Below are 24,330 nucleotides of genomic sequence, written 5' to 3' on the forward strand. Positions count from 1 at the left end.
AGGCGCGGTGGGGTGCGCGGGTGCGCGGGGCCGGAATCGAGGGCGTTGGCGATCGCGCTACCATACGCGCACCATGACGAACTTCCGCACGGTCACACTCCTGACGATCCTGGCCGCGGCCACCCTCGCCGCACAGAGCGCCAGCGAGGAGCGGATCCGCCGCATCGAAGCGGGCCTGCTGCCGCCGGTCATCCTCAAAGGGCAGCCGCTCCGCACTTCCAGACTGGAAGACCGGATGCGGCAGCTGAAGATCCCAGGGGTCAGCGTGGCGGTGTTCGACAAAGGCACGATTGAGTGGACCCGCGCGTGGGGAGTCGCCGACGCGACGAGCGGGCAGAAGGTCGATCCGGACACGCTCTTCCAGGCCGCCTCGCTGAGCAAGCCGGTCGCGGCCGCCGCCGCGCTGGCCCTGGTTGCGAAAGGCCGGATGTCGCTCGACGCCGACATCAACACGTATCTCACGACGTGGAAGCTGCCGGACAACGAGTTCACCGCGAAGCAGAAAGTCACGCTGCGGCATCTGCTCTCGCATACCGGCGGCGTGACGGTGTCCGGGTTCCGCGGCTACGCGGCCAACGAAGCCATCCCGACGCCGCTGCAGTTGCTGGACGGCACGAAGCCGGCGAACTCCGCGGCGGTGCGCGTCGACATCCCGGTCGGCACCCGCTATCGCTACGCCGGCGGCGGCTACTCGATCGTCCAGCTGGCGATTGAAGAGGTCACGAAGAAGTCCTTCGCCGATGCCGCGCGCGAGCTGGTGCTCGAACCGCTCGGGATGCGGCACAGCACCTACGCGCAGCCGCTGCCGGCGGAGCTGCACCGCAGCGCCGCGACCGGGCACCGGGCTTCCGGCGAGCCAGTCGCCGGACGCTGGCACATCCATCCGGAACAGGCTGCCGCCGGCCTGTGGACGACGCCGGAAGATCTGGCGCGGTTCGCGATCGCGATCCAGCAGATGGCGGCGGGAACGGCGAAGACGGGGATCATGTCGCGCGAGCTGGCGGCGGCCATGATGCAGCCGGTGATCGACGACTACGGTCTGGGCCTCGGCATCAGCGGAACCGGACGCGAGACGCGCTTCGGCCACGGCGGATCGAACGTCGGCTTCCGCTGCACGTTCATGGCCTTCAAAGACTCCGCCTCGGGGGTCGCCGTCATGACCAACGGCGATCGCGGCGCCGAGATCCTGCAGGACATCGTCCGCGCCGTGGCGCGCGAGTACGGATGGCCGGGGCTGGCGCCGCTCGAGCGCACGCTCGGCTCGGCCGACCCCGCCGCGTACAAGGACTTCGCCGGCAGGTACGAGATTCCGATCCGATCGCCGCCGGTGGTGATGGTGATCGAAACCGACGGCGGCAAGCTCTATCGCGGCAGCGGACCGTCACGCGTCGAGCTGCTCCCCGAGTCGTCGGCGACCTTTTTCGCGATGGACAGCGACATGCGCGTCGAGTTCATCCGCGACCCGAACGGCAAGGTCACCGAAGCGCGCGTGTGGCAGGGCGGCATCGAGCGGAAGGCGACGCGCCGGTAGATCGGATCCGTCCGATGGAGATGCAGGCGCGCCTCAGACTCTCCGTCGCCGCTTCGCGGCATACGGCAGCACGAACAGATACAGCCCGCTGAACAGCAGCAGCGCCAGCGGCAGCAGCGGCGAATAGGTGATCCACGGCGGCGGCATTCCGCTGCCTTGCGCGAGCGCGACGAAGTTGGCGATCACCGTGAGCGTGAACACGATCGACACCCAGCGGTGAATCTGCCGAATCCAGACGCTCCAGTTCACTGCGGCTTCCTTTCCGCCTGCGGCCCCTTCGCCGGCCACGACGGCGCGTCGACGCCGAACTGCCGCGCGTACTCGGCGTTCAGCCGCTGCCAGCCGCCGAACGCCATCGCGTCGGGACCGACGATGCGGCCGAGCGGCGCGCCGGCGAGGAGGTGATCCAGCACGTCGAGGCAGATGTGCCAGCCGGCCGCGCCCATCGAGATGTAGCGCCGATCGATGCTGGTCCACAGCGTGAGACGCGTGCCGCCGCCGCTGGCTTCGAGCTCCCACCGCATCTGGTAGCCGCCCCACGTGTATTCGAGCAGCGTCGGCGCATCGGCGCGAGTCACCGTGGTGTCAGAGACATGCGGCGCGGGCGCTCCCACCGTCGTCAGCTTCACGGTCGCGCCCGCCTCGAGACGGCGGTCGGCGTCGAACGGCGCCCACTCGCGCAGCTGCCCGGGTTCGGTGAGCGCCTGCCAGACCTTCCTGGGCGGATGGCGCAGCTGCCGGACGAGAATCAACGTCCACTGCCGATCGCCGTCCTTGCGCACCTCCGCGCCGTCCGCCGGACCCGGCACGTACTGCTCGCGCGCCTTCATCGCCGCCTCCTCGTCTTCCGCCTCGAACGCCGTGTCGCCTTCATGCGATCGAGGTGGCGCTCGAGCGCATCCATGTGTGAGGACCAGAACTGCCGGAAGGGCGCCAGCCAGGCGTCCACCTCCTGCAGCGGTTCGGGCCTGAGCCGGTAGACCCGCCGCTGCGCATCGACGGTGCAGTCGACGAACCCGGCCTCACGCAGCACGCGGAGGTGTTTCGAGACCGTCGGCTGCGGCATCCCGAGCTGACGCTCGAGATCCCCCACCGACTGCTCCGAGGCCACCAGCATGCCGAGGATCGCGCGGCGATTCGGTTCGGCGATGACCTCGAACACCGATTCCATGGCTATTGATATACGCCTGACAGTATATGCGTGTCAAGGCATATGAGTGGCCGGCGAGGGGCGAAGGGCGAAGTGCGAGCTGAAAGCTGAAAGCTGATAGCTGTCAGCTGTCAGCTGTCTATCATCTCACCGCCCCCAGATACCGGTCGAACCACGCCAGCGCCTCCCCGTACCAGCGCCGCGAGTCGATCGGCACGTGGCCCCCTTCCAGCTCGATCAGCTGCTTGTGCGGCGGGGGAGTGCCGAGCAGCTCGAGGAACCGCCGGCGGTGATCCGCCGGCACCGCGAAGTCGTCCCTGCCGTTGATCAGCAGCACCGGCGACGTCACGCGCGGCATGAAGTTGGCCGTCTGGATCTCCGGCGCGGCGTTGAAGCGCAGGCCGCCGGCCGCGAACACCGACGCCTTGATCCGCGGCTCCAGCGCCACCGGGATGGGCCCGAAGAACGCGCCGAGGCTCAGGCTGTAGTAGCCGATGCGGCTCCGATCGATGTCGGGGCGCGACTCCAGATAGTCGACCGCGCGGAACACTTCCTTCGCCCACGTGATGTTGCGATCGCGGACGGCACTGCTGCCGGGCGGGAGCGGCCGGATGCGTTCGTAGGTGCCCTCGTACACCGGATAGATCACCGCGCGTCCGCTGCGGACGATGAACTCGAACGTGACGAGATCGAGCGACGCGCTCGACGGGATCTCGCGCGCGTAGGAGCTGGGGAAGAACACCACCGCCTGGAACGGCGGCTTGACGTTCTTCGGCGTGAACACGAACGCCGGGATCCGGTACGCCGCCGTGGGTCCGGTGAAGCTGACCGTCTCCTTCCGCCAGTGCGGCGACCCGTCGTCCACGGCGTCGGTCCGCGCCTCGAGCGGCGCCCGATCGTAGCGGTAGAAGCCGCGGATCACCGCGAACTGCTCGTCCGACACCGGCACCAGCGTGGCGGGGTCGCCGGAAAGACGCGCGATCGGCGCCGAAACATCCGGCGCATCCTCTGCGGCGCTCATCAGACGCACGCCGAACGTCGCGTCGCGCTCCCAGGGATTCCGCCCTTCCGGCTCGAGGAACCGGTAGGCGGATTCGTTCCAGCCGCCGCCGACGAGGTAGCGCAGGCTGTTGTCGCCGGCCGCGCTGAGACACCACTCCTTGACGTTGCCCGCCATGTCGTGCGCGCCCCACGGGCCGACCGCCTCGCGCGAGCCGACCCTGACCGGGCCCTTCGCGTCGAAGTTGCTCAGGCGGAGCATGTCGGAATAGATCTCGTCGACGCCGGACGCGTAGTACCAGTGGTAGAGCGTCATCAGCCGCTTGCGCTCGAACTGCGCGAACGCGTTGGCCTCGAACCAGCTGATCCCGCCGACCGGCAGATCGTCCTGCCCGTCGACGTAGCTCCCCAGCTCCCACGTCGAGGGACCAGGGCGTCCCGTCTGATCGCGGAAGCGCGCCATCGCTTCGTCGAACGTCAGCGCGCGCGCCCCGTCGCGGAACGGCTGCGTCCAGTACTTCGGATCGCGGTAGCCGCCGGCGTCGACGAATCGCTTGAACGCCTTGTTGGTCGCCTCGAACGTGTCGAGCCAGAACGGCTGCAGCGCCACGGCCGGCATGACGCCGAGCCCGACGCGTCCGCCGGGAACGTGCACCATGCCGGGCGGCGCGCTGCCGGTCGCGGCGAGCTGCACCGGCGGGCGGCCGGGAAGATAAGCGATGTCGCGCGGATCGTAGCCGCTCTTCGAGATGCGCAGCCGATACAGCCCCTGCGGCAGCGGATAGCTGCGCAGCGGCGTGGCGCCGAGCGGCTCCCACGGGCCGCCGGCGTCGAGATAGTTGCGGATCTGCACCTGCGCCGTGTCCGGATCGGTCGTGATGTCGAGGCGCAGCCACGCGTCGCGGGTGCGCGCGATCTCCGCCGGCGCGTAGCGCTCGGCGCTGCGTGCCAGACGCACCGCATCGAGCGAGCGCGTCGTCTTCTCCAGCCGCTCGATCTCGGGCACCGCGACTTCGCGCGCCCAGCGCCCGCGCTGGATCCTGATCGTCTGCCAGGCGCCGACGCCGACCGCCGCGACGAGCAGCAGCGCCGCCGGCGCCAGCACGCCGGCGCGCCGCCACCACGGCACGTGCGCCTGCGCCGTGCGCGCGAGCGCGGCGGCAAGCGCCGCGCGCAGCTCGCCGGCGTCGCGGTAGCGCGACGCCGGATCTTTGGCGAGCGCGCGATCGACGATGCGCGCGACGTCCGCCGGCACGGCCGGATTCACCGTCCGGATCGGCGGCGGATCGTCGCGCAGGATCGCCGCGACCAGCGCGAGATCCGACGTATGCGCGAACGGCCGCCGGCCGGTGAGCATCTCGTAGAGCACGGCGCCGAGCGAGAACACGTCCGAACGCGCATCGACGGGGCGTCCTTCCGCCTGCTCCGGCGACATGTAGGCCAGCGTGCCGACGACGGTGCCGGGCAGCGTGGCGAAACTGGCGGTCGCCTCGGATGCCGCCCGCGCGGTCAGCTTGGCGAGGCCGAAGTCGAGCACCTTGGCGCGGCTGTCGCGCGTGATCGCGACGTTCCCGGGCTTGATGTCGCGATGCACGATGCCGCGCTCGTGCGCCGCCGCGAGCGCGGCCGCGACCTGCGCCGCGTATTCGAGCGCGGCCGGCAGCGGCAGCGGCCCGCGCGCAAGCACGCGGTCGAGCGGCTCGCCATCCACCAGCTCCATGGCGATGAACGCCGTCCCGTCGGCTTCGCCGACTTCATGGATGGTGACGATGTGGGGATGGTTGAGGGAGGATGCGGCGCGCGCCTCGCGCAGCAGGCGGCGGCGCTCGTCCGCGTCCGCGGTCAGCTCGCCCGGCAGCACTTTGATCGCGACCGGCCGCTGGAGCGTCATGTCGGTCGCGCGGTAGACGACGCCCATCCCGCCGCGCCCGATCTCCTGCTCCAGTCGGTAATGTGCGATCCGGCGGTCCATGGGGTGGCCGGATTATACGGTGGCGGGCGTCGCAAGCTGTGCCGTCGTGTGCACGCGGACGGCGACCGCGCGTCGCGTGCCGGATGAGCTCGGTGCAGGTGCGGCCTTTGCAGCGGACGACCCCGAGGACTGCACATGACGAAAACCATCTCGTCGCTGACCGCCCTGATGCTCGCGGCGCTGCTGGCGGCCCCGGTGACCGCCGCGGCCCAGGGGCGCGGCCGCGGACAGGCGAAGAAGCCCGCCAGGGTCGAAGCGAAGCAGAAGAACAACGCGAGGGGCCGCGACGTCGCCGTCGATCGCGACGGCCACGCGCGGATCATTCACGACTACGTTCGCGAAGGATCGCTGCCGCCGGGACTCGCCAAGCGGGAATCACTCCCGCCGGGGCTGGCGAAGCAGCTCCGCGAACGCGGCGAGCTGCCGCCCGGCCTCCAGAAGCGCCTCGTTCGCGTCCCGGACGCGTGGGAACGCCGGCTGCCGCCGGTGCCGCCGTACTATCGCCGTTACTTCGCGGGGGACGACCTCGTGATTGTCGACAGCCGCACGAACCGCATCGCGTACCTGATCCGCGACGTTCTGCGTTAGGGCATTCCGATGACGCGTTGCACCGGCAGCAACGCGCCCGGAGGCGATCGGTGCTACTGCAGGTTGGCGCAGTGCGAGTGCGCCGGGAAGTTCGGATCCGGAATCACCAGCGGACTGAGCACGAGGTCGACACCCGGCCCGGCGCCGTCCGGAATCGTGAGGTCCTGTCCCGCGGACATGAACTTCGAATTCGGCACCGTCGGATCGAAGTTGAGCACGACCTTCGTCGGATCCGAGGTGTCGATCGAGGTCAGGAATCCGCTCGCCTGCAGCGCGCGCAGAAACGACGCGCTGCCGTCCATCTTGTTCTGGCCGCGCGGCGCGACCTCCTCGTCGACCGCCCGGCACAACGCGGCGATGATCTCGTGAATGCTCGCCTCCGCCTTCGCCGGGGCGGCGAGATTCACCAGCAGCACCATGCCTGCGGCGAGGATCGCCGCGACGCCAAGTCCCTTGCAGCGCATACGCTCTCCCTTCAATGGTCAACACCGTTCGCAGCGCGAACGCCGACGATACGCCCGCAGCGCCGGGATAGCAAGGACACAATTGCCCTGCCATTGTTTGGCACCCCCCACCGCGGTGCAGTACGATGCGCAGCCGCGCCAGCCGTGCGGCGGCGGACTGAACCACGTCGAACGTTGTCCCTTGATGCGCCCATGGCGGGGGGAGGACCAATGACAACCGTCGCGACGCTACTGCCCGAGGACTACGTCAGGAACGAGTATCAGCAGCGCGTCACCTACCTGAAAGACCACCTCACTCGAATGTGGACGCGCTTCAACTTCTTCCTGACGATCAACACCGGATTGCTGGCGGTCGCCTTCAACCTCACGGCGCCAGGGCCGCTGCTGCTGGCGGGCGCGTTCGGCCTGATCATGTGTCTGTGGTGGAATCACTTTGCCGCGACCGACAACTACCTGGTCGCGGTGTACCGATCGCAGATCGCGCATGCCCACTACCTGTTGACCGAGGCCCCGGCGTACTCCGCGCTCAGAGCGGCGCCGCTCCCGCCCGTTCTCTCGAGCTGGACGCACACCGGCGTCGTCGTGGACCACTACTTCGATCCGGCGGATGCCACCGTCAAGCCGATTCCCAGGAACTTCTGGCAGCGCCACTCGTTCCGGATCAGCGTCACCGAGCTGGGGATCGTCGTGTCAGTGTTCTACGCGCTCGCCTGGCTCGCCTTGATGGCGCTGAAGGTGCGCTCACTCCCCTGAGCGTCTCGAGACCACGACGTGCGTCGCGTGCGGCGTCGGCACGTGCTCCGTCACCTCGTACCCGAGCGCCGGCAGGTTGACGCCGGCCAGCAGCGGCTCGCCGCCGCCGAGCAGCACCGGCGACACGGCGAAATGCATCTCGTCGATCAACCGCGCGGCGAGGTACTGCCGGATCGTGCCGGCGCCGCCGCCAATACGGATGTCGCGGCCGCCCGCCGCCTCGCGGGCGCGCGCGAGCGCGGCTTCGATCCCGGCGGTGATGAAATGAAACACCGTTCCGCCCTTCATCTCGATCGGCGGACGCGCGTGGTGCGTGAGCACGAACACCGGCACGTGGTACGGCGGCGTCTCGCCCCACCAGCCGCGCCACGATTCGTCGGGCCACGGGCCGCGCACCGGACCGAACATGTTGCGTCCCATGATCCACGCGCCCACGTTCTCGAAGCCTCGCGCGGCGAAGTCATCGTCTGGTCCCGTGGTCCCGCCGCTCTTGCCGACGATCCGCTGAAACGTCCGCGTCGCCACGAGCCAGTCGTGAAGCGACTCGCCGTTCTTCCCGAGCGGCTCCTCGCGGGTCTGATCCGGCCCGGCGCCGTAGCCGTCCAGCGAGATTGCAAAACTGTGTACCCGGAGCTTCGACATGACGCTTCGATACTACAGGGCGGGTGACGTGTAAATCTTCCCGGATCGTCGGGCGTTCGATCGTGTCCCCGGTGCACACCCGCTGATTTCCTCGAAAAATCGCCGGCTCGACTGGCATGGCACTGGCACTGCCGGGCCTTCAGCCCCAGCGCGGAGGTTCGTCCGCATGCTCAGAGCAGTGCCCCTGTCGATTCAGCTGCTCCTGACGTTCGTGGGGTTGCTGATCGGCATGGCCGCCGTGTTGACGACGTCGGCCTACACGTCGCTCGCCGCGAACCTGCGCGGCGAGGCGGTGCGGCGCGTCATCCTCGAGACCGATACGCGCGCGCAGGTGCTGTCGCGGCTGTTCCAGCAGCGGCAGCAGCACGCCGAGGCGTTCCTCGCCACGCTCGAATCGTTCTGCGCCGAATCGCCGCGGCCCGGACGGCTGTCGTGGGCGCCCGACTGCGTGCGCCCGATGCTGGACGACTTCCGCCGCGCCGAGCGCGCGCTCGGCGTGCTGCTCACCTACAAGAACCGCGCGGTGCGGCGCAGCGGCGAGCGCACCGCCGACGCCGCGCCGCCGCCCGGCGCGATGGCCGCCATCGTCCGCCAGCCGGACGGCGCGGTCGAATACCTGATGAAGGCACGACGCCGCGATCTCGCGCTGACGCTGCGATTCACCCACTACGAGGTCGAACGCCTGTTCACCGGACGCTCGCCGGACGGGGGCGGCGCGGACGTGTTCCTGATCGACTCCGCCGGACAACTGCTCACGCCGAGCCGCACGGCATCCGATCGGCCGGCGCGCAACGCCGAACTGGTGGCGCGATGCCGCAGCGGCGCGACGCAGTTCCTCGACGTCGACGCTGCGCAGGCCAGGAGCTTCGTCAGCCTGCAGCCGCTCGCCGAACTCGGCGGCGCCTGCATCGCCGCCAGGCTCGGCTACGACGAGACGCTCGCGCCGGCGGAAAAGCTCCGCGAGGATCTCTTCCGCCGCGTCGCCTGGTTCGTCGGCGGCGGGATCGCGCTGTCGCTGATCGCCGCGCACTGGATCGCGGCGCCGATCCGGCGGCTGGCGCAGGCTGCACGGCGCCTGCAGAGCGGACGCTTCGACGCGCGGCGCGTGTCGGGCGGTCCGTCCGAAGTCCGCGCGCTCGGCCGCGCCTTCCACGCGATGTCCCACGACCTCGAGGATCTGGTCGGCAAGGAGCAGGCGGCGCGCAGGGAAGCGGAGAAGGCCAACCGCGCCAAGGACGACTTCCTCGCCACCGTCTCGCACGAACTGCGCACGCCGCTCAGCGCCGTGCTCGGCTGGGCGCGCCTGCTCCGCACCCACGAGGCCAAGCCCGACGAAGTGCGCCACGGACTCGCGGTGATCGAACGCAGCGCCCGCGCGCAGAACCGGCTGATCGACGATCTGCTCGACGTCTCGCGCATCGCCTCGAACAAGCTGCGCATGACGCGCGAAGCGGTCACCCTGGCGCGCGTCGTCGAATCCGCGATCGACCAAGTGCGGCCGCAGGCCGACCTCAAACAGGTCCGCCTGTCCGTCGATGTGGCGGACGCCTCGCTGGTCTACGCCGATCCGCGGCGCCTCGAGCAGGTGGTCTCGAACCTGGTGTGGAACGCGATCAAGTTCACCGAGAGCGGCGGCAGCGTGGACGTGCGCCTGCGCCGGGAGGATCGCAGCCTGGTGCTCACGGTCCGCGACACCGGCGTCGGCATCTCGGAGGCGTTCCTGCCGTACGTCTTCGAGTGGTTCCGGCAGGCCGATCCGCGCGCGCGCAGCCAGGCCGGCCTCGGCCTCGGCCTCGGCATCGTCCGCCACATCGTCCAGCTGCACGGGGGCACGGTGCGCGCCGAGAGCGCCGGCGAGGGGGAAGGCTCGACGTTCACGGTGACGCTCCCGGTGTTCGAGCCGGCGGCCGGGGCGGCGCACGCGCCGCAGCCGCAGGACGCGCAGCCCGCGCCGATCGCGCAGCGGCTCGAATCGGCCCGCATCCTCGTCGTCGAGGATGACGACGAGGCCCGGGAGCTGCTGCGGCTGACACTCGAACGCGCCGGGGCGTGGGTCGAAACGGTGTCGTCGGCCGTCGACGCGCGCCGCGAGATGCAGAGCGATCCCCCCGACGTGCTGATCTCCGACATCCGCATGCCCGGCGAAGACGGTTACTCGTTGATCCGATCGCTGCGCAGCGCCGGGTGCGACACGCCGGCGATCGCGCTGACGGCGTTCGCCCGGCGCGAGGACGCGGACGAAGCGCGCGCCGCCGGCTTCCAGATCCACCTGCCGAAACCCATCGACGCCGGACTGCTGGTCGACGCGGTCGTGCAGCTCCTGCGAAACGATCCCGTGCACTAGGGACGCTTCGCTCGCCGCCGGGCAACTGTTAGCTCAACTGTTTCGGTGACCTCGCCGCGTCGCCCCGCAGTGTTCCACTCCGTGACGCGCGGGGCCGCGGCGGTCTGCAGCGTCCCCTGCGGGCGTATACTGCGCGAACACCCCGCCTGCGAGGTGCGAAAGAAGGTGCTGCATGCTGGCGCCCCTGCGCATCAACGAACGGCCCGTCGGCGACACGCGGCTTCTCGAACTCTCCGGACATCTGGTGTTCGATGAAGGGGATCAGATCCTGCGCGATCGGGTTCACGCGCTGGTCGACGAAGGCTCGCGGCGTATTCTTCTCGATCTGCACGACGTCACCTACGTCGACAGCGGCGGCATCGGTGCCGTGGTGGAGATGTATCTGCATTTACAGCGCGTCGGCGGCCGGCTTGCGCTGATGCGGCCCGGCCCGTGCGCGCGGCGCGTGCTGCAGATCACGCACCTGGCATCCGCGCTGGACGTGTTCGAAGACGAGGAAAGCGCCATTCGCGGCATTCACATGCCTGCCACGCACTGAAGCCGCGGAACGCCCGTTCCGTCGCGCGGCATCGGGCGCCGACCGGCGCGCTTGCGTCCGGGTTGCGCCAACCAGATAATCTCCTGCCATATCCGTGGATTACGAACGGCTCCTGGTCGACAACCTGCCGCTCGTGGACGGCGTCGTTCACACGATTGCCCGGCGCTACCGGCTCTCGGCCGACGAGGCAGACGACCTGTCGTCCTCCGTGCGGCTGAAGCTGCTCGAGAACGACTACGAGGTGCTGCGCAGGTTCGAAGGGCGCAGCCAGCTGCGCACCTACCTGATTACCGTGGTGCAGCGCATGTTCCTGGACGAGCGCAACGCGCGGTGGGGCAAATGGCGGCCGTCCGCCCAGGCGAGCCGCCTCGGCCCGATCGCGATGCTGCTCGACCAGCTGACCACGCGCGACAACCTGACGTTCGACGAGGCGGTGGAATCGATCGCGGCGCGCTACGGCGACGCCGTCTCGCGCGCGCAGCTCGAGGGGATGCTGGCGCAGCTTCCGGCGCGCTGCGGTCGGCGGTTCGTCGGCGACGCCGCGCTGGAAGACATGGCGGCGCCTGCCGCGGGCCCGGACGCCGTCCTCGACGGAATCGATCGCGAGCGGTCGGGCGATCGCATCGAGCGCGCGTTGTCGGCCGTGATCGCGCCGCTCGGGGACGAAGACAAGGTGATCCTGAGACTCCGCTTCTGCCAGAACATGAAGCTGGCGCGGATCGCGGAGCTGCTGGCGCTGGCGCCGAAGCCCTTCTACAGACGGGTCGACGACCTGATGCGGATGCTGCGTAAAGCGCTGCAGGCGCAGGGCGTAAGCGAACGGGACATCGCCTCGCTGGTCGACAATCCCACGGTCGGGATTGAAGATATGCTCGGCGCCGCCGGGACGGAAAAAACGGTGGAGCGTCCGTCCGTACCATGAAGATGCCCGCCTGCATGGACGTCGCCACGATCGCCGCGTTCGTGGACGGAACGTTGGACGCCCCGTCCCGCAGCCGGGTGGTCGCCCATCTCGCGACGTGTGCCGACTGCTCGGAGCTGGTGGCGGAAGTGGTCCGCACGGACGGCGAGCTGTCATCCGCGCCCCGAAGCGATGCCGGTCCGCGCCGCGACGCCGCAGCGCCCGCGAAGGTGCTGTGGATGCGCCGGCGCGGCCTCGCCGCGATGGGCGGGGTGCTTGCCGTGGCCGCGTCGATCGCGTTCCTGCTGCTGAACCGCGCGACCGTCGATCCACTGGTCGCGATGATCGGCAGCGAGCGGCCGACGCTGGCGCGGCCGACCGGCGGGTTCCGGCCCGGACCGGTGTCGTCGCCGCGGCGCGCGGAAGGGCGTTCGACGAATCTGCAGATCGAGGCCGAAGTGGCTCGCCGGCTCGAGCGCGCGCGCCTGACGAACTCGGCGGAGGATCTCCGGGCCGCAGGCGTTGCGCAGCTCGTGGCGCGCGACACCGCGGGCGCCGTGCAGTCGCTCGAAGCGGCGTCCCGCGGCAGTGGCGCGACGCCGCAGGTCTGGGCGGATCTCGGGGCGGCGCTGATGACGCGGTTCATCGAGCGCGGCGATCCGGACGATGCGACGCGAGCCCTCGCGGCGCTCGACGCGGCGCTCGCGCGGAACGCCTCGCTCGCCGAAGCCCGGTTCAACAAGGCGGTCCTGCTGGAGCACCTGCAGCGGCGCGACCAGGCGCTGTCCGCCTGGGGCAGATATCTCGAGCTGTCCGACGGCCAGGGGTGGCGGGACGAGGCGATCCGGCGGCGCGATGCCCTCCAGCGGCAGTAGCCCCAATCCGCGGCGAACGGCGGCAATCGCCGGCGCGGCGTCAGCCGTTCTCGGCATCGCCGCCGGCACCGGCATCTGGCTGGCCGCCAGCATGCCCGCCTCTCCGCCGCATCGCCTGTCCACCGCGGCGAGCGGCGGCCGCCGTGTAGATGGACGGCTCACCGGCGGTTTTTCCTACGCCCCGTTGTCTCGCACGCCCGCCGGCGGAGCCGATGCGGCGCTGCTGGCCGTCGCGGGCGAGCTTCAGCGCGCGGCGGACGCCGATCCGACGCCGGCGAACCTCCAGGCCTACGGCGCCGCGCAGCTGCTCCTTGGCCGCCATGAGGCCGCGGTCGCCACGCTGCAGAACGCCGCGCTCGAGAGCGACGCCGCGGCCATTCACGCGGATCTCGGCGTCGCCCGGCTCGCGCTGGCGTCGACCGACAGGGCCGACGAACTGCCTCGCGCCGCCGAGGCGCTCGAACAGGCGCTGGCGGCCAACGCGAATCTTGCCGAAGCGTGGTTCACCAAGGCGATCGTCCTCGAGAAGCTGCGGATGCCCTCGCAGGCGCGGGAGGCGTGGCAGACCTACCTGAAGCTGGATCCGCGATCGCGCTGGAGCGAAGAAGCGCGCGCACGCCTCGCGGCGCTGGCGGCGCAGCAGACAACGCGATGGGAGGACATCGAGAAGGCGCTCCTCTCACCGTCCGGCGAGGATGACGGGCTCGAAGAGGCCGCCCTTCGGTATCCGGCGGACGTGCGCGACGCGATCGTCCGCAGCTATCTTCCGGCGTGGGCGGCGGCGCTGGATCCCGATGTCGAGCGCCATCACCGCCAGCGGCTCCAGCGCCTCGCCGACAAGCTCGAAGGGCAGCGGCAGGATCGTTTCTTCCGCACGGTGCTCGAGGAAATGGCCCGCATGCCGGCTGCGACGATCGGCACGTTTCGATCGGCGGTCCTCGAGCTGGGTGAAGGGCTCGCGGCACAGGCCGCCGAACGTCCGAACGCCGAAGTCCGATCGCGCCTGGAGAGAGCCGCGGCCACGCTCCGTCGGCTCGGGTCGACGCTGGCGCTCTGGGCCGAGTTCACGGTGGCGCGGCTGGATGCGGTGACGCAGCAGCACGCGTCGCTGATGCGCCGGGCGACCGGCGTGGTCGCGGAAGCGCGGCGGCGCGGCTTCGCCGCGCTCGAAGCGCGCGCCCGGCTGCAGCTCGGCATGACGGCGTTCACGCTCTCCCGGTGGTCCGACGCCGCCGAACACTACGACGAGGCGATCCGCCTGTGCGAGCAGACGGGGGAGGACGCGCTGGCGTCGAACGTCCATACCAACGCCGCCGTGCTCGCGCGCTTCCTGGGCAATCGCCTGGCGACGTGGCGGCATCGTGAGCAGGCGGGGCGGACGCTGCCGTTGCACCGCGCGCTGCAGGTGCACCTCTATCTCACGAGCGGCGCCGCCACCGCCGCGGTGGAAGCGCTGCCGCTCACCGCGCTCCTGTTTCAGAACGAAGTGGTCGGCAACGCGCGCACCCGGCTGCCGCCCGGTCCGCAGACCGAAGCCTTCATCGCGCGCGCGCGGATGCTCGCGCGGGTCGGACGCCACGACGCCGCGGAGCGCGACTTGAACGAGGCCTCGCGGCTGCTGAACGGGATCGCGTCGGAAGCGATGCGGCGCCGGTTCGAGCGCGCCTGGCTTCTCGGATCCGCCGAAGTGCGCGGCGCCACGGATCCGGCCACCGCCGCGGCCGACGCCGAGCGCGCCGTTGGTCTGATCACCGCGACCAGCGAACCGGTTCGCCTCGCCGAGGCGTCGCTCCTGCAAAGCCGCGCGCTCTCCCGGCTCGGACGGCGCGACGCCGCGCGCGCCGCGGTCGAGCGCGGCCTCACGGAGTTCGAGGCGGCGCTCGGGTCGGTGGATCCGCGCGACCCATCGCGGCTCGCCGCGCTCGAGCCGGTGTGGGGCCTCTATGCGGAGGCGACGCGCCTGTCGCTGGCGCCGGGCCGCGAGGATCTGCCCGCGGCCTTCGAGATGTTCGAGCGCGGCCGCGCTCGCACGCATCTCGATCTCCGGAAGATGCAGCCGCTCGGCCTGCTCGAGGCGCGGCAGCGGCTGAAAGACGACGAAGGCATCCTGCTGCTGGATCAGTCCGCCGACGATCTCGTCACGTGGTGGATCGAGCGCGGCGCCGTGACGATCGGCCGCGCCCGGATCAGTCAGGCTGAACTCGACCAGCTCGTCACCGCACACCGGCGCAGCGTCGAGCAGAACCAGCGCCGCGCGCCGTCCTCGGCCAGGCTGTTCGAGCTCGCCATCCATCCGCACTGGCCGGCCATGCGGAAAAAGCGGGTGGCGGCCGTCATAGGAGACGGGGCCTGGAATCACGTCGCCTGGCCGGCGCTGTGGGACGCCGCGAGCGGAACCGAGATCGTCTCCGTCCTCTCGTTGATCAGCGCGCCGAGCGCCACCGTCGCGTTGAGCCGATCGGGAAAGCAGCTCGAACGCGGGACGGCGCTGATCGTCTCCGCCGCCGTAGCGGACGGCAGCCTTCCGCTGCCCGGCGCGCGCGCGGAAGCCCGGGAGATCGCCGCCGTCTACGCGCGTTCGGTGCTGCTCGATTCGGCGGCCGCAACGCCGGCGCGCGTCCTCGAGCTGGCGCCGCGGGCCGACGTGCTGCACGTGTCGAGCCACGCCAACAGCGTCGCGCCGTATCCGCAGCTCGCGCACCTGCTGCTGGCCGGGCCGTCGGGCGCCGACCGCCTGTTCGTCGGCGACATCACCGCCGTGGACCTCTCGTCCGTGCGGCTGGTCGTCCTCGCCGCGTGCGCCACCGCCGGCCGCAGCGCGGTCCGCGGCGAAGGCAGCGTCGGCGTGGCGTGGGCATTCCTGACCGCCGGCGCCGGATCCGTGATCGCGACGCTGCAGGACGTCGACGACGATGCGGCGCGGCGGTTCTTTCCGGAGGTCCATCGGCGTATCGCGGCGGGGCGCTCGCCGGCGGAGGCGCTGCACGCGGTGCAGCGCGAATGGGCGCAGGGCGGACAGCCGCCGGGGATGTGGGCGAACGTTGCGGTTCTCGGGTCTCTATGAGCAGGAGTTGAGCATGATCACGCGTCGAAAGTTCGTGCAAACGTCGGTCGCCGCATCAGCCGCGGCGCTTGCCGGCTGCTTCGAGGATCCGCCGCCGCCTGCGGCGGGACAGGCCGGCGACGCCGAGCTCCGGCTGTTCTTCGTCGGCGGCACGGTCTTCGTCCAGGACGGCAGCGGCCTCATCGGGCTGCAGTTGAGCGGCAAGGGGCTGTCGCACAACGGCCACCGGCTCGAGCACGCCAGCTATCTGGCAGGAAACACGGCGGAATTCAACGGCGGCACGCCGCTGCCCGCGCTGCGCGGCGCGGCAGCGCAACGTCTGCCGCTGACGGGGTTCAACGCGGTCTGCCTCGTCGGGAAGACGGTCACGGTCACCGGCAAGAACGACAAGGCGACCAACAAGTGCCAGCGGCTGGCCAACTACGGCAGGGTCGCCGCCGGCAAGTGGACGCGGAAAGGAGACTGGGATCCATCGAAGAACCCGGCCATCAACTCGATCTTCAAACTGAAGGACGGCGATCTCACCGACGGGAAAGCCGTGAATCAGACGGCCGAAAAGGTTCAGTGGTGGGTCGGCGGCGATTCGCGGAACAAGAAGGATCTGTCGGACGTCGCGGTGCTCGACGTGAAAGCGCCGACGATCACCATCGCCGGCGCGACCGCCAGCCCCATCGTCGTCGGCCAGGGCAGGAAGCTGTCGCTATTCGTCTTCTCGGGACCGCTCGAGATGCATCCGCAGGGGCACAAGTACAAGACGATCACGCACGCCCTGCTGCTGAAGACCATCTACGACGTGAAGGACACGCCCGACGAGCACATCATGCCGACGACCGAGAGGGAGATCGACGGCGAGCTGGGTGAGCCGATGGACAATCCGTGCGACCGGAAGGTGCGGATCCGCGTGCCGCCGGATTCGGAGTATTGCCCGAACTACGACGAGCTGCCTTGATCTGCTGCGCGCGGCCGGGTCCCGAAACAATCAGGGCCGGCCGCGTCGCGCCGCGCAATGGTGAGACCGCGTGTTCGGAAAATCCTGAGCCGCGGCGATGCGTGCGGCGAGACGCGACCGGCCCCGTAAGTGGTCCGGCGGCAGCTCGATATGTCCCTCCTTGTTGGAGTTCGATGCCACTATGCGCCTCTCGCGCGCGGAGATCAAGCGGACTTTTTGCGCGCCTCTACAGCTTCCACGCAACCCGGCCGTAAATCGTGCGCCCGTTCATGCCGAACGGTGAGTGGCTGGGAAACGTCTGAATGCCGTTGAACGAATTCACGGTGATGTTGCGATCCGGGAAGATGTTGAACAGGTTCTGCGCCCCCACGGCGAGCGTCAGCTCGCGGCCGATGCGATACGACGCTTCCAGATCGGTGAGCCACTTCGGGCTGTAGGTCTGATCGTCGGCCGGACGGGCGGTGAAGCTGCAGAACTCGCCGAACCGCGAGAACATGGCGTTCACCCCCCACCGATCGAGGCGCCAGTCGGCGTTGGCGCGGACGCTGTCGCGCGGCTGGCCGCACTCGATCCGCCGCCGCTCGATGCGATCGAACAGCACCTGATCGAAGCCGGCGAGCTGCGGCGGCGTGGCGACGCTGCCGACGATCTCCGTCCTGGTGTGATTGAAGCCCCCCTGCAGCCGCAGCGCCCCCGCGGTCCCCAGCGCCACGCGATACGCCGCCGTGAGGTCGACGCCGTTGGTGCGGGTGTCGATCGCATTGGTGAAGAAGCGCCCGCTGTTGGCGCCGAACGGCGCCAGCAGCGCGTCGATCCGCGGGTCGTTGGTGAAATTGCCGGAAAGGACGATGCGGTCGTCGATCGCGACGCGATAGAAGTCGAGCGTGATGTCGAGTCCGGGGATCGGCGAGACCACGGCGCCGCCGCTGACGTGCGTGGACTGCTCCGGCTTGAGGTCCGCCGCGCCGAGCGCACGCGCCGGTGCGGAGGTCACCGGCAGGGTCAGCGATTCGACCGGCACCAGCCCCTGTCCGAGATTGACGAAGTTGGTCGCGGTGGACGAGAAGAACGACTGGCCGAGCGACGGCGCGCGGAAGCCGCTGCTCACGCTGCCGCGGACGACGAAGCGGCGATCGATCTCGAGGCGCGCGCTGACCTTGCCGTCGACGGTGCCGCCGAAGTCGCTGTAATGCTCGGTGCGTCCGGCGAATCCCAGCCGCAGCCGGTTGACGACCTCCCCTTCGACGTCGACGTAGGCCGCCTGGCTGTGCCGTGATTCGTTCACTTCGTTCGACGGACGGAAGCCCGGGAACACCTGCGCGCCGATCGCGGCGATGCCGCCGGCGCGGTTGCGCACGCCGCCGTTGTTGTAGGAATTGGGCTCGCCGGCCTCGATTTCATACTGCTCGCGGCGCACTTCGGCGCCGAACGCGACGTTGAGCGGGCCGGCGAGGCTGCCCACCTTGAATCCGCGGCTGATGTCGACGTTGCCGACCACCTGTCCGAGCCGCAGCGTGCCGGCATCGAACTCGGTCTGGTTCGGCGGGATCGCCGGCCCGAGCGACACGTTCAGCGAGTTGCCGATGGTGAACTCGAAGCTGTTGCGCCCGAACGACCCGCTGGCATCCCACGCCCAGTTGTTCCACGCGCCGCGCACCCCTCCGGCGACCGACGCGTCGATCACCGTCGGCCGGATCTCCGGCAGGAAGCCGAGCGGATAGATCTGCGGCCAGTTGCGGACGTCGTTGGCCCGGCGATAGAAGCCGGCGCTGTTGGCCTCGCGGCGGCTGAACCCGCCGAACGCGTAGAAGAACCGCGTCTGCCGCCCGTTGAGCGGCACCTGGGCGTTGACGAACGTCATCGTGTCGCGGGTGTCCGGATCCCCCCAGCGATGGTTCGGCTGGGGCACGCTGTTGTTGCCGGCGTCGCCGGCGACCACCTGGTCGCGCGGATCGAACGACGCGCGGTTGGTGCGATTGTGCCGGCGGTACTCCGCCGCGATCGTCAGGCTGCCCTGGCCGAGGCGCAGCCCCCACGATCCGCCGGCGTCGAACAGCTCGCCGTCCGAGAAGTCGATGGTCGATCCCTCCTGACAGCTGGTCCCGCCCGCGTTGCAGCTGTTGCCGACGAAGCTGCCCGTCGACAGCCCGAACTTGCTCGTGACTTCAGGCGCCGATACCCCGCCCTTGAGGACGATGTTGATCACGCCGGCGATCGCGTCCGACCCGTACTGCGCCGCGGCGCCGTCGCGCAGCACTTCGATCCGCTCGATCGCCGACACCGGAATGGCGTTGAGATCGACACCCGTCGATCCCCGCCCGATGCTGCCGTTCAGGTGCACCAGCGCGCTCTGATGGCGCCGCTTGCCGTTCACCAGCACCAGCACCTGATCGGGACCGAGGCCGCGCAGCGTCGCCGGGCGGACGGTATCGGTGCCGTCGGTGATCGTCGGCCTCGGGAAGTTGAAGGACGGCGCGATCGCCTGGATCACCTGCGCGGTTTCCGCATACCCGGTGGACGCGATCTGCTCGGAGGTGATCACGTCGACGGGCACCGCCTTGTGCGCCTCGGCGCCGATCACGCGCGAGCCGACGGTGATCGATTCCTCGAACCCGAGACTCAACGCCACGTCCTGCGTCGTCGCCGCCGCCGCCGTGTTCAGCGTGACGTCGATGATCCGCGACGGCAGGCCGAGCGCGTCAATCTTGATCTGCACCTTGCCGGCGCGGACGAACGCGGGCGGCAGCTCGATCGTGTAGCGGCCGTCGTTGCCGGTGGTGACGGTGACATCGGAGCCGACCAGGGCCACCGCCGCGCCCGGCACGGGCAGTCCGTCCGCTTTCGTGGTCACGACGCCGGTGATCGTGGACGGGGCCTGCGCGGCGGCAGTGCCGCCGATCGCGGCAAAGAGAACGAGCATCGTGAGAAAACGGCCGGCAGTGCGCATCATGCCTCCTGGACGGGTGTCCGACGATCCTAATCCACAACGGTTGCGACATAATGCGGCCATGAAAACACTCATCACCGCCACGCTGATGGCCGTCACGCTCGCCGCGGCGCAGCCGCCCCAGGTCACCAGACCGACCGTGACCGGCGTCACCAACTTCGCCAGGCTCGATTCCACGATCGCGTGCGCCGGCGCGACGACGCTCGACGGCATCCAGGAAGTCGCCAAGCTCGGCTATAAGTCGATCATCAACCTGCGTGAGGCGTCGGAAGCCGGCGCCCAGGTGCAGGAATCGGCCGCGGCGGCGCGCGGCGCCGGGATCAAGTACGTCCACATCCCGATGAACCGCAACACGCCGGACCCGGCGGTCGCCGACCGCTTCCTCGAGGCGATCGTCGATCCGCAGGCGCAGCCCGTGTTCGTCCACTGCGGCAGCGGCAATCGCGCCGCGGCGATGTGGATGATCAAGCGCATGGTCGTGGACAAGTGGGACGCCGAGAAGGCCGGCACCGAAGCGGCGGCGCTCGGGTTGACCAACGCGCAGCTCAAACAGTTCGCGATCGATTACGCCGCGAAGAAGAAATGAGCTAGCCGCCGGTTCGCGACGAGGCCTCCGCCGCCAGCAGGTAGCGGTGCCAGCGATCGCGATCGGACGAGACCTGGAGCGGGTTCAGCGCCAGGAGCCCGGTGCGCCCGATCGACGCCTGCAGCGAGCGCAGCTCCTGCAGGCTGGCGTGCAGATCGGGCGTGACCGGGATCGCCAGTCCCGCGTCGCGCGCCAGCAGCATCGCCTTGGCCTGCACCGCCAGCTCCAGCTCGAGCCGCAGCAGGCAGAACATGTCCGCGACCACGATCCCGCCGAACCGCGCCCGCAGCTCCTGGAGATACGCGCCGAAGCGCGTGGCCGCGAACAGCTCGGACTTGATCAGATCGAGCAGCTCGATGTCGAGATCGAGGCCCGCACCCACCCACTCGCGCGTGGCGCGCTCGCTGCGCTGAAACGCGGCAATCATCAGCCACGGCATCACCATCAGCACCAGCAGCGTCAGCGCCAGCGGCGGCAGCGGCAGGTGATTGAACGCGGCATGGATGCCGATCACCAGGGCGAGACCCGGCGCCGCGGCGATCCACAGCCGCCGTTCGCCGCGGTCCATCATCGTCTTCACGCCGATGGCGAACAGCGCCGTCAGCGTGCCGTGCAGGGTCGCCGTGCCCAGGCCCCGCGCGAACCACAGCAGCAGCGGCGCGTTCGCGAGATGCGACAGGTAGTCGATGTTCTCGACGATGGCGAAGCCGGTGCCGACGGCGAAACCATGGACGGCCCCGTCGACGAGGAAGCCGATCCGCCGGCGCCACAACAGCATGATGACGACGAGCCCCTTCAACGTCTCCTCGGTCAGCGGCGCGACGTAGCGGGTCAGCGTCGTCAGACGCATGCCGGTGGCGTCGAGCAGCCAGTCGTGCAGCGGCAGGCAGAACAGGGCGACGAGCGCCCCGGCGGCGATCGTCGCGAGCACCGCGGTCAGCCGCACCAGCTTGAACGTGTCCATGAGCTGCAGCAGCGCGAGCAGGATCAGCACCGGGACGATGGCGAGCGCGACGTTCATCGCAGGATCTTGAAGGAGAGCATCAGCTCGCCGGCGGGACGCCGGCCGTCCGCGATCGCGACGGCGCCGCCGAACGACAGCGTCATGTCCTGGTTGGAGAGCACCGTCAGCCGCAGATCGACCTGGCCGCCGATGCTGGCCACGCGCCGTCCCGCGGCGCGCTCGTCGAGGTTGGTCGCCAGGCCGGTGGCGAACACCGCCGGGCGGAGCCACGTCGCGTGCAGGCCGGGCGTGCCCAGACGGCGGAACCGCCATGGCGGCAGGTTCCATTCGACGCTCGCCTTGGCGAAGTTGCGCGCCGGGATCTCGTTCAGCTCGACGCCCGGCAGGCTCTCGACGTGGCGGTAGCGCTTCTCGTCGCCGCGGTCGACGTAGTTGTTGCCGAAGCCGCCGAAGTAGAAGTTGGCGAACGGGTCGTCGCGATCGCGCGGCGAGAATCCGCCGGCCGTGCGCAGCCAGATCGACGAGTGGCCGAGCGGCAGGCCGCGGCCGCGGTCGAACGTGCCGTGCAGCCGCGGAAAGAGCGTCCCATTGACGACGTCGCCGCGCAGCTCGAGCGACCACTTGCGCCCGGTCTCTTCGTCGACGTAGCCGAGCGAGTTGCGGACGTCGGTGAAGGTGAGCGCCGATCGCAGCGTCACCAGCCGGTCGACGTCGACGGCCACGTTCTGGAACTCGGGCAGCCGATCGAGGTTGCCGGACACCGCGGCGCTGACATCGAGGTCGAGCCGGCGCGGCTCGTCGAAGACGAGCGCGCTGCGGCGGCCGGCGAGGAACCGGTATCCCTTGCGTCCGACCTTCGTCGGTCCGAAGAGATCGTAGAAGTCGGCGCGATTCCACGACGCGCTCGCGCGCCAGTCGTAGCGCTCGTAGTCCGCGGAGAGGTGGACGCGCTCGCCGGCGGAGACGTTCGCGGCCGGCGAGACGGACGCGGTCAGGCGCAGGCGGTTGAACATCAGCGGGTCCGACAGGTTGAGCGCCACGCCGCCGGCGGCGGTGTCCTTGTAACCCTGCACGATCGGATAGAACGACTCGCGCTGGAGACCGCCGCCCAGCCGGTAGGTGCCGGTGCGCTTCTCGATCGTGTCATACGGCACGGCGGCGGGGGACCCGAGCATCCACGTCTTCAGCACCGGCCGCTCCTCGATGAGACGCTCGCCGAGGAACGTGATCGGGCTGACGTCCTCGAGCGGCTTCGGATCGATCCGCGCCGGCACGAATCCCTGTCCGGTATAGCGGAACACGATCAGCCCGCCGTCAGGCAGCGGCACCGGACGGAAGAACCCCGAGTCGGTGTTGCTGACGGCATCCAGCTTCTTCGTCGCCAGATCGAACCGGAAGATGTTGGAGACGCCGGTGTAGTACGAGCTGCCGAACAGGTAGCGGGCGTCCGGCGAGAACACGAAGCCGTTCGGCGTCGCGGTGCCGAAGTCGAAGCGCGCCACCGGCGCGGTCTCGCCGCCGAGCAGCGCCGCGATGTCCAGCACCCGGACGTCCTGCTTCCCCGAGATTTCCCCGAACGATCCGGAGATCCGCGAGCCATCGGGCGAGATGTCGATGTCGTACATCGACGTCCCGTACGGCCAGGTGATGATGCGCTCCCAGTCGGCGTACGGCGGCTTCATGCGCACCAGCGTCGACAGGCCGTTGAGGTGCCGGATGCCCCAGATCGATCGATCCGCGGCGTTGTAGGCGAGGTCGCCGATACGGGCATCCTTCTGGAGGACGCGGGTGCGCCGCGTCGCCGGATCGAGCTGCACGAGATCGCGGTGCGATCCGTTGTCGGTCGTGTAGTAGATCCGGCGATCCGACGGATTCCACACCAGCGACGTCACCGTGTAGATCAACGGCCCCTTGATGTCGACCAGGCGCTCGAGCGTGCCGGCCGCCGTGGCGATGCGCGAGACGTGCGCGACGGCGCCGGGATAGTTGAGCCCCGCATAGAGGGACGCGGTGGCCGCATCGAAGTAGGCGCGCGACACCGAGCCGAGCGGGCGCGACGTGATGTCGCGAAACGGCGTCAGCGGATACTGCCGCACCTGCGCCAGGTTCTGCTGCTGGAACGCATGCTCGTCCGCCACCCACGCCTGCCACGCGGACTCGAGCGAGACGCCGAACACCTTCCGGAACTGCGAGGCGTAGTAGCCGCGGCTGCCGGGCCCGCGCGACACCCACTCGATCAGCTTCTCCGGCGTATGGCGGCGCGCCAGCCAGGTCATGAACCGCGTGCCGTAGAGATACGAATTCACCTGCGTCTGGAAGTCGATCTTGGTCCCTTCCGACAGCAGCCCGAGCGGGTCGTAGAACTGGACGTTGTCGCGCACCATCGCGCGGAACACCATCTCGTCGTAGCCGCCCTGCGCGCGGCCGAGGCCGCCGGCCATCCAGGTGTCGACGAAGACGGCAATTCCCTCGTGGTACCAGCGCGGCGCGGCGACGCGCGGCGTGGTCAGATACCAGTAGAGCAGCGACTCCGGGTGCTCGGCGAGCGGCAGCACCTTGCCGCCGAACAGCCGCCGGAACGTCCGATCGGCCCCGGCCGCCTGATCCATCGTCAGGATGTGGACCAGTTCGTGGTTGGTCAGCGTCGACATCCGCTCGTTGGCCGCCATCGTCTCGAAGGCGAAGTTGAGCGGCGCAATCTGGACCGAGATCACGTTCCGCGGCACCACGCCGGCGGCGGCGTTGCCGGCGTCCGCGAGATCGACGAGCAGCATCGTCATCCGCTCGCGCGAGTCGAAGCCGAACAGCCGCCGTTCGAACGCCAGCGCGTTCAGGAACACGCGCGCCGCGTGGGGCACCAGGTACGACTCGGTGCCATCGAAATAGACGATGCGGACTTCGGGGATTTCGACGGTGGTGAGCTGCGCGCGGACGGACCGGCTGCAGGCGAGCAGGACCGTGACGGTCAGGACGATCCGAACGAGGGCCCGGCGGACCATGCGAGGGGCAGCGTACAGCACGAGCCGGCCGCACGGGGCGGCCGGCTGCATGCTGTCGTCCTCC

General features: G+C 69.8%; 19 protein-coding genes. 10 read left to right on the forward strand and 9 right to left on the reverse strand.

All coding sequences use genetic code 11. The annotated features are described in order from the left end of the window. Window positions 1-73: 73 nt before the first annotated feature. The gene (locus tag VFK57_00300) at window positions 74-1,531 is read left to right on the forward strand and encodes a serine hydrolase (GenBank protein HET7694124.1); all 1,458 of its coding nucleotides are present in this window, start codon (window positions 74-76) and stop codon (window positions 1,529-1,531) included. Between the two features lie 33 nt (window positions 1,532-1,564). Here the strand turns inward: VFK57_00300 and VFK57_00305 are convergent, their stop codons facing one another. The 4 genes from VFK57_00305 to VFK57_00320 all read right to left on the reverse strand — a co-directional run bounded on the left by VFK57_00305 (window position 1,565) and on the right by VFK57_00320 (window position 5,652). Continuing rightward, window positions 1,565-1,780 (reverse strand): hypothetical protein, encoded by a 216-nt coding sequence (locus VFK57_00305; GenBank protein HET7694125.1) that lies wholly within the window; start codon window positions 1,778-1,780, stop codon window positions 1,565-1,567. Then, complete coding sequence (locus tag VFK57_00310) at window positions 1,777-2,361, reverse strand: SRPBCC family protein (protein HET7694126.1); 585 nt, start codon at window positions 2,359-2,361, stop codon at window positions 1,777-1,779. The genes VFK57_00305 and VFK57_00310 overlap by 4 nt, the downstream gene beginning before the upstream one ends. Continuing rightward, window positions 2,358-2,702: a metalloregulator ArsR/SmtB family transcription factor gene (locus VFK57_00315; protein HET7694127.1), complete on the reverse strand. Its 345-nt coding sequence runs from the start codon at window positions 2,700-2,702 to the stop codon at window positions 2,358-2,360. The genes VFK57_00310 and VFK57_00315 overlap by 4 nt, the downstream gene beginning before the upstream one ends. Window positions 2,703-2,823: 121 nt before the next feature. Beyond that, window positions 2,824-5,652 (reverse strand): protein kinase, encoded by a 2,829-nt coding sequence (locus VFK57_00320; protein ID HET7694128.1) that lies wholly within the window; start codon window positions 5,650-5,652, stop codon window positions 2,824-2,826. Between the two features lie 135 nt (window positions 5,653-5,787). Between VFK57_00320 and VFK57_00325 the strand changes: the two genes are divergently transcribed. Next, window positions 5,788-6,240 (forward strand): hypothetical protein, encoded by a 453-nt coding sequence (locus VFK57_00325; GenBank protein ID HET7694129.1) that lies wholly within the window; start codon window positions 5,788-5,790, stop codon window positions 6,238-6,240. A gap of 53 nt (window positions 6,241-6,293) precedes the next feature. Here the strand turns inward: VFK57_00325 and VFK57_00330 are convergent, their stop codons facing one another. Next, window positions 6,294-6,704: a hypothetical protein gene (locus VFK57_00330; protein ID HET7694130.1), complete on the reverse strand. Its 411-nt coding sequence runs from the start codon at window positions 6,702-6,704 to the stop codon at window positions 6,294-6,296. Window positions 6,705-6,914: 210 nt separating this feature from the next. Between VFK57_00330 and VFK57_00335 the strand changes: the two genes are divergently transcribed. Then, complete coding sequence (locus VFK57_00335) at window positions 6,915-7,457, forward strand: hypothetical protein (protein ID HET7694131.1); 543 nt, start codon at window positions 6,915-6,917, stop codon at window positions 7,455-7,457. On the opposite strand, the gene VFK57_00340 is transcribed toward VFK57_00335, so the two are convergent. Then, window positions 7,446-8,099, reverse strand: coding sequence for a dihydrofolate reductase family protein (locus VFK57_00340; GenBank protein HET7694132.1), 654 nt, complete (start codon window positions 8,097-8,099; stop codon window positions 7,446-7,448). The genes VFK57_00335 and VFK57_00340 overlap by 12 nt on opposite strands. A gap of 166 nt (window positions 8,100-8,265) precedes the next feature. Between VFK57_00340 and VFK57_00345 the strand changes: the two genes are divergently transcribed. The 6 genes from VFK57_00345 (at window position 8,266) to VFK57_00370 (ending at window position 16,770) form a co-directional block, all read left to right on the forward strand. Then, entirely contained in the window at window positions 8,266-10,443 is a 2,178-nt protein-coding gene (locus tag VFK57_00345) for an ATP-binding protein (GenBank protein HET7694133.1), read from the forward strand. Window positions 10,444-10,615: 172 nt separating this feature from the next. After that, on the forward strand, window positions 10,616-10,981 hold the full coding sequence (locus VFK57_00350) for an STAS domain-containing protein (GenBank protein HET7694134.1): 366 nt from the start codon (window positions 10,616-10,618) through the stop codon (window positions 10,979-10,981). A 94-nt stretch (window positions 10,982-11,075) separates the two neighbouring features. Next, on the forward strand, window positions 11,076-11,903 hold the full coding sequence (locus tag VFK57_00355) for a sigma-70 family RNA polymerase sigma factor (GenBank protein ID HET7694135.1): 828 nt from the start codon (window positions 11,076-11,078) through the stop codon (window positions 11,901-11,903). Further along, on the forward strand, window positions 11,900-12,757 hold the full coding sequence (locus VFK57_00360) for a zf-HC2 domain-containing protein (protein ID HET7694136.1): 858 nt from the start codon (window positions 11,900-11,902) through the stop codon (window positions 12,755-12,757). The genes VFK57_00355 and VFK57_00360 overlap by 4 nt, the downstream gene beginning before the upstream one ends. Then, a complete protein-coding gene (locus VFK57_00365; GenBank protein ID HET7694137.1) occupies window positions 12,738-15,821 on the forward strand; it encodes a CHAT domain-containing protein in 3,084 nt (1,027 codons plus the stop codon). The genes VFK57_00360 and VFK57_00365 overlap by 20 nt, the downstream gene beginning before the upstream one ends. A gap of 13 nt (window positions 15,822-15,834) precedes the next feature. Beyond that, window positions 15,835-16,770 carry a hypothetical protein gene (locus VFK57_00370; GenBank protein ID HET7694138.1) on the forward strand — a complete coding sequence of 312 codons (936 nt, stop codon included), beginning with the start codon at window positions 15,835-15,837 and terminating at the stop codon, window positions 16,768-16,770. A 226-nt stretch (window positions 16,771-16,996) separates the two neighbouring features. On the opposite strand, the gene VFK57_00375 is transcribed toward VFK57_00370, so the two are convergent. Beyond that, window positions 16,997-19,717, reverse strand: coding sequence for a TonB-dependent receptor (locus VFK57_00375; protein ID HET7694139.1), 2,721 nt, complete (start codon window positions 19,715-19,717; stop codon window positions 16,997-16,999). 61 nt (window positions 19,718-19,778) lie between these two features. Here VFK57_00375 and VFK57_00380 point away from each other — a divergent pair, with 61 nt between their 5' ends. Then, window positions 19,779-20,303 (forward strand): sulfur transferase domain-containing protein, encoded by a 525-nt coding sequence (locus VFK57_00380; GenBank protein HET7694140.1) that lies wholly within the window; start codon window positions 19,779-19,781, stop codon window positions 20,301-20,303. 1 nt (window position 20,304) lies between these two features. On the opposite strand, the gene VFK57_00385 is transcribed toward VFK57_00380, so the two are convergent. Continuing rightward, the gene (locus VFK57_00385; GenBank protein ID HET7694141.1) at window positions 20,305-21,324 is read right to left on the reverse strand and encodes a PrsW family glutamic-type intramembrane protease; all 1,020 of its coding nucleotides are present in this window, start codon (window positions 21,322-21,324) and stop codon (window positions 20,305-20,307) included. Then, complete coding sequence (locus tag VFK57_00390) at window positions 21,321-24,317, reverse strand: hypothetical protein (GenBank protein HET7694142.1); 2,997 nt, start codon at window positions 24,315-24,317, stop codon at window positions 21,321-21,323. Before VFK57_00390 ends, VFK57_00385 begins: the two co-directional genes overlap by 4 nt. Window positions 24,318-24,330 lie beyond the last annotated feature (13 nt).

Source organism: Vicinamibacterales bacterium (genome assembly GCA_035699745.1).
Taxonomy (GTDB): domain Bacteria; phylum Acidobacteriota; class Vicinamibacteria; order Vicinamibacterales; family 2-12-FULL-66-21; genus JAICSD01.

Excerpts from the sequence above, each read along its gene's own strand:
- VFK57_00315 (HET7694127.1), bottom strand. The coding sequence starts at position 2,702 with ATGGAATCGGTGTTCGAGGTCATCGCCGAACCGAATCGCCGCGCGATC.
- VFK57_00350 (HET7694134.1), top strand. The coding sequence starts at position 10,616 with ATGCTGGCGCCCCTGCGCATCAACGAACGGCCCGTCGGCGACACGCGG.
- VFK57_00320 (HET7694128.1), bottom strand. The coding sequence starts at position 5,652 with ATGGACCGCCGGATCGCACATTACCGACTGGAGCAGGAGATCGGGCGC.
- VFK57_00370 (HET7694138.1), top strand. The coding sequence starts at position 15,835 with ATGATCACGCGTCGAAAGTTCGTGCAAACGTCGGTCGCCGCATCAGCC.
- VFK57_00340 (HET7694132.1), bottom strand. The coding sequence starts at position 8,099 with ATGTCGAAGCTCCGGGTACACAGTTTTGCAATCTCGCTGGACGGCTAC.
- VFK57_00380 (HET7694140.1), top strand. The coding sequence starts at position 19,779 with ATGAAAACACTCATCACCGCCACGCTGATGGCCGTCACGCTCGCCGCG.
- VFK57_00300 (HET7694124.1), top strand. The coding sequence starts at position 74 with ATGACGAACTTCCGCACGGTCACACTCCTGACGATCCTGGCCGCGGCC.
- VFK57_00390 (HET7694142.1), bottom strand. The coding sequence starts at position 24,317 with ATGCAGCCGGCCGCCCCGTGCGGCCGGCTCGTGCTGTACGCTGCCCCT.
- VFK57_00385 (HET7694141.1), bottom strand. The coding sequence starts at position 21,324 with ATGAACGTCGCGCTCGCCATCGTCCCGGTGCTGATCCTGCTCGCGCTG.
- VFK57_00360 (HET7694136.1), top strand. The coding sequence starts at position 11,900 with ATGAAGATGCCCGCCTGCATGGACGTCGCCACGATCGCCGCGTTCGTG.
- VFK57_00375 (HET7694139.1), bottom strand. The coding sequence starts at position 19,717 with ATGCGCACTGCCGGCCGTTTTCTCACGATGCTCGTTCTCTTTGCCGCG.
- VFK57_00345 (HET7694133.1), top strand. The coding sequence starts at position 8,266 with ATGCTCAGAGCAGTGCCCCTGTCGATTCAGCTGCTCCTGACGTTCGTG.
- VFK57_00365 (HET7694137.1), top strand. The coding sequence starts at position 12,738 with ATGCCCTCCAGCGGCAGTAGCCCCAATCCGCGGCGAACGGCGGCAATC.
- VFK57_00330 (HET7694130.1), bottom strand. The coding sequence starts at position 6,704 with ATGCGCTGCAAGGGACTTGGCGTCGCGGCGATCCTCGCCGCAGGCATG.
- VFK57_00335 (HET7694131.1), top strand. The coding sequence starts at position 6,915 with ATGACAACCGTCGCGACGCTACTGCCCGAGGACTACGTCAGGAACGAG.
- VFK57_00310 (HET7694126.1), bottom strand. The coding sequence starts at position 2,361 with ATGAAGGCGCGCGAGCAGTACGTGCCGGGTCCGGCGGACGGCGCGGAG.
- VFK57_00325 (HET7694129.1), top strand. The coding sequence starts at position 5,788 with ATGACGAAAACCATCTCGTCGCTGACCGCCCTGATGCTCGCGGCGCTG.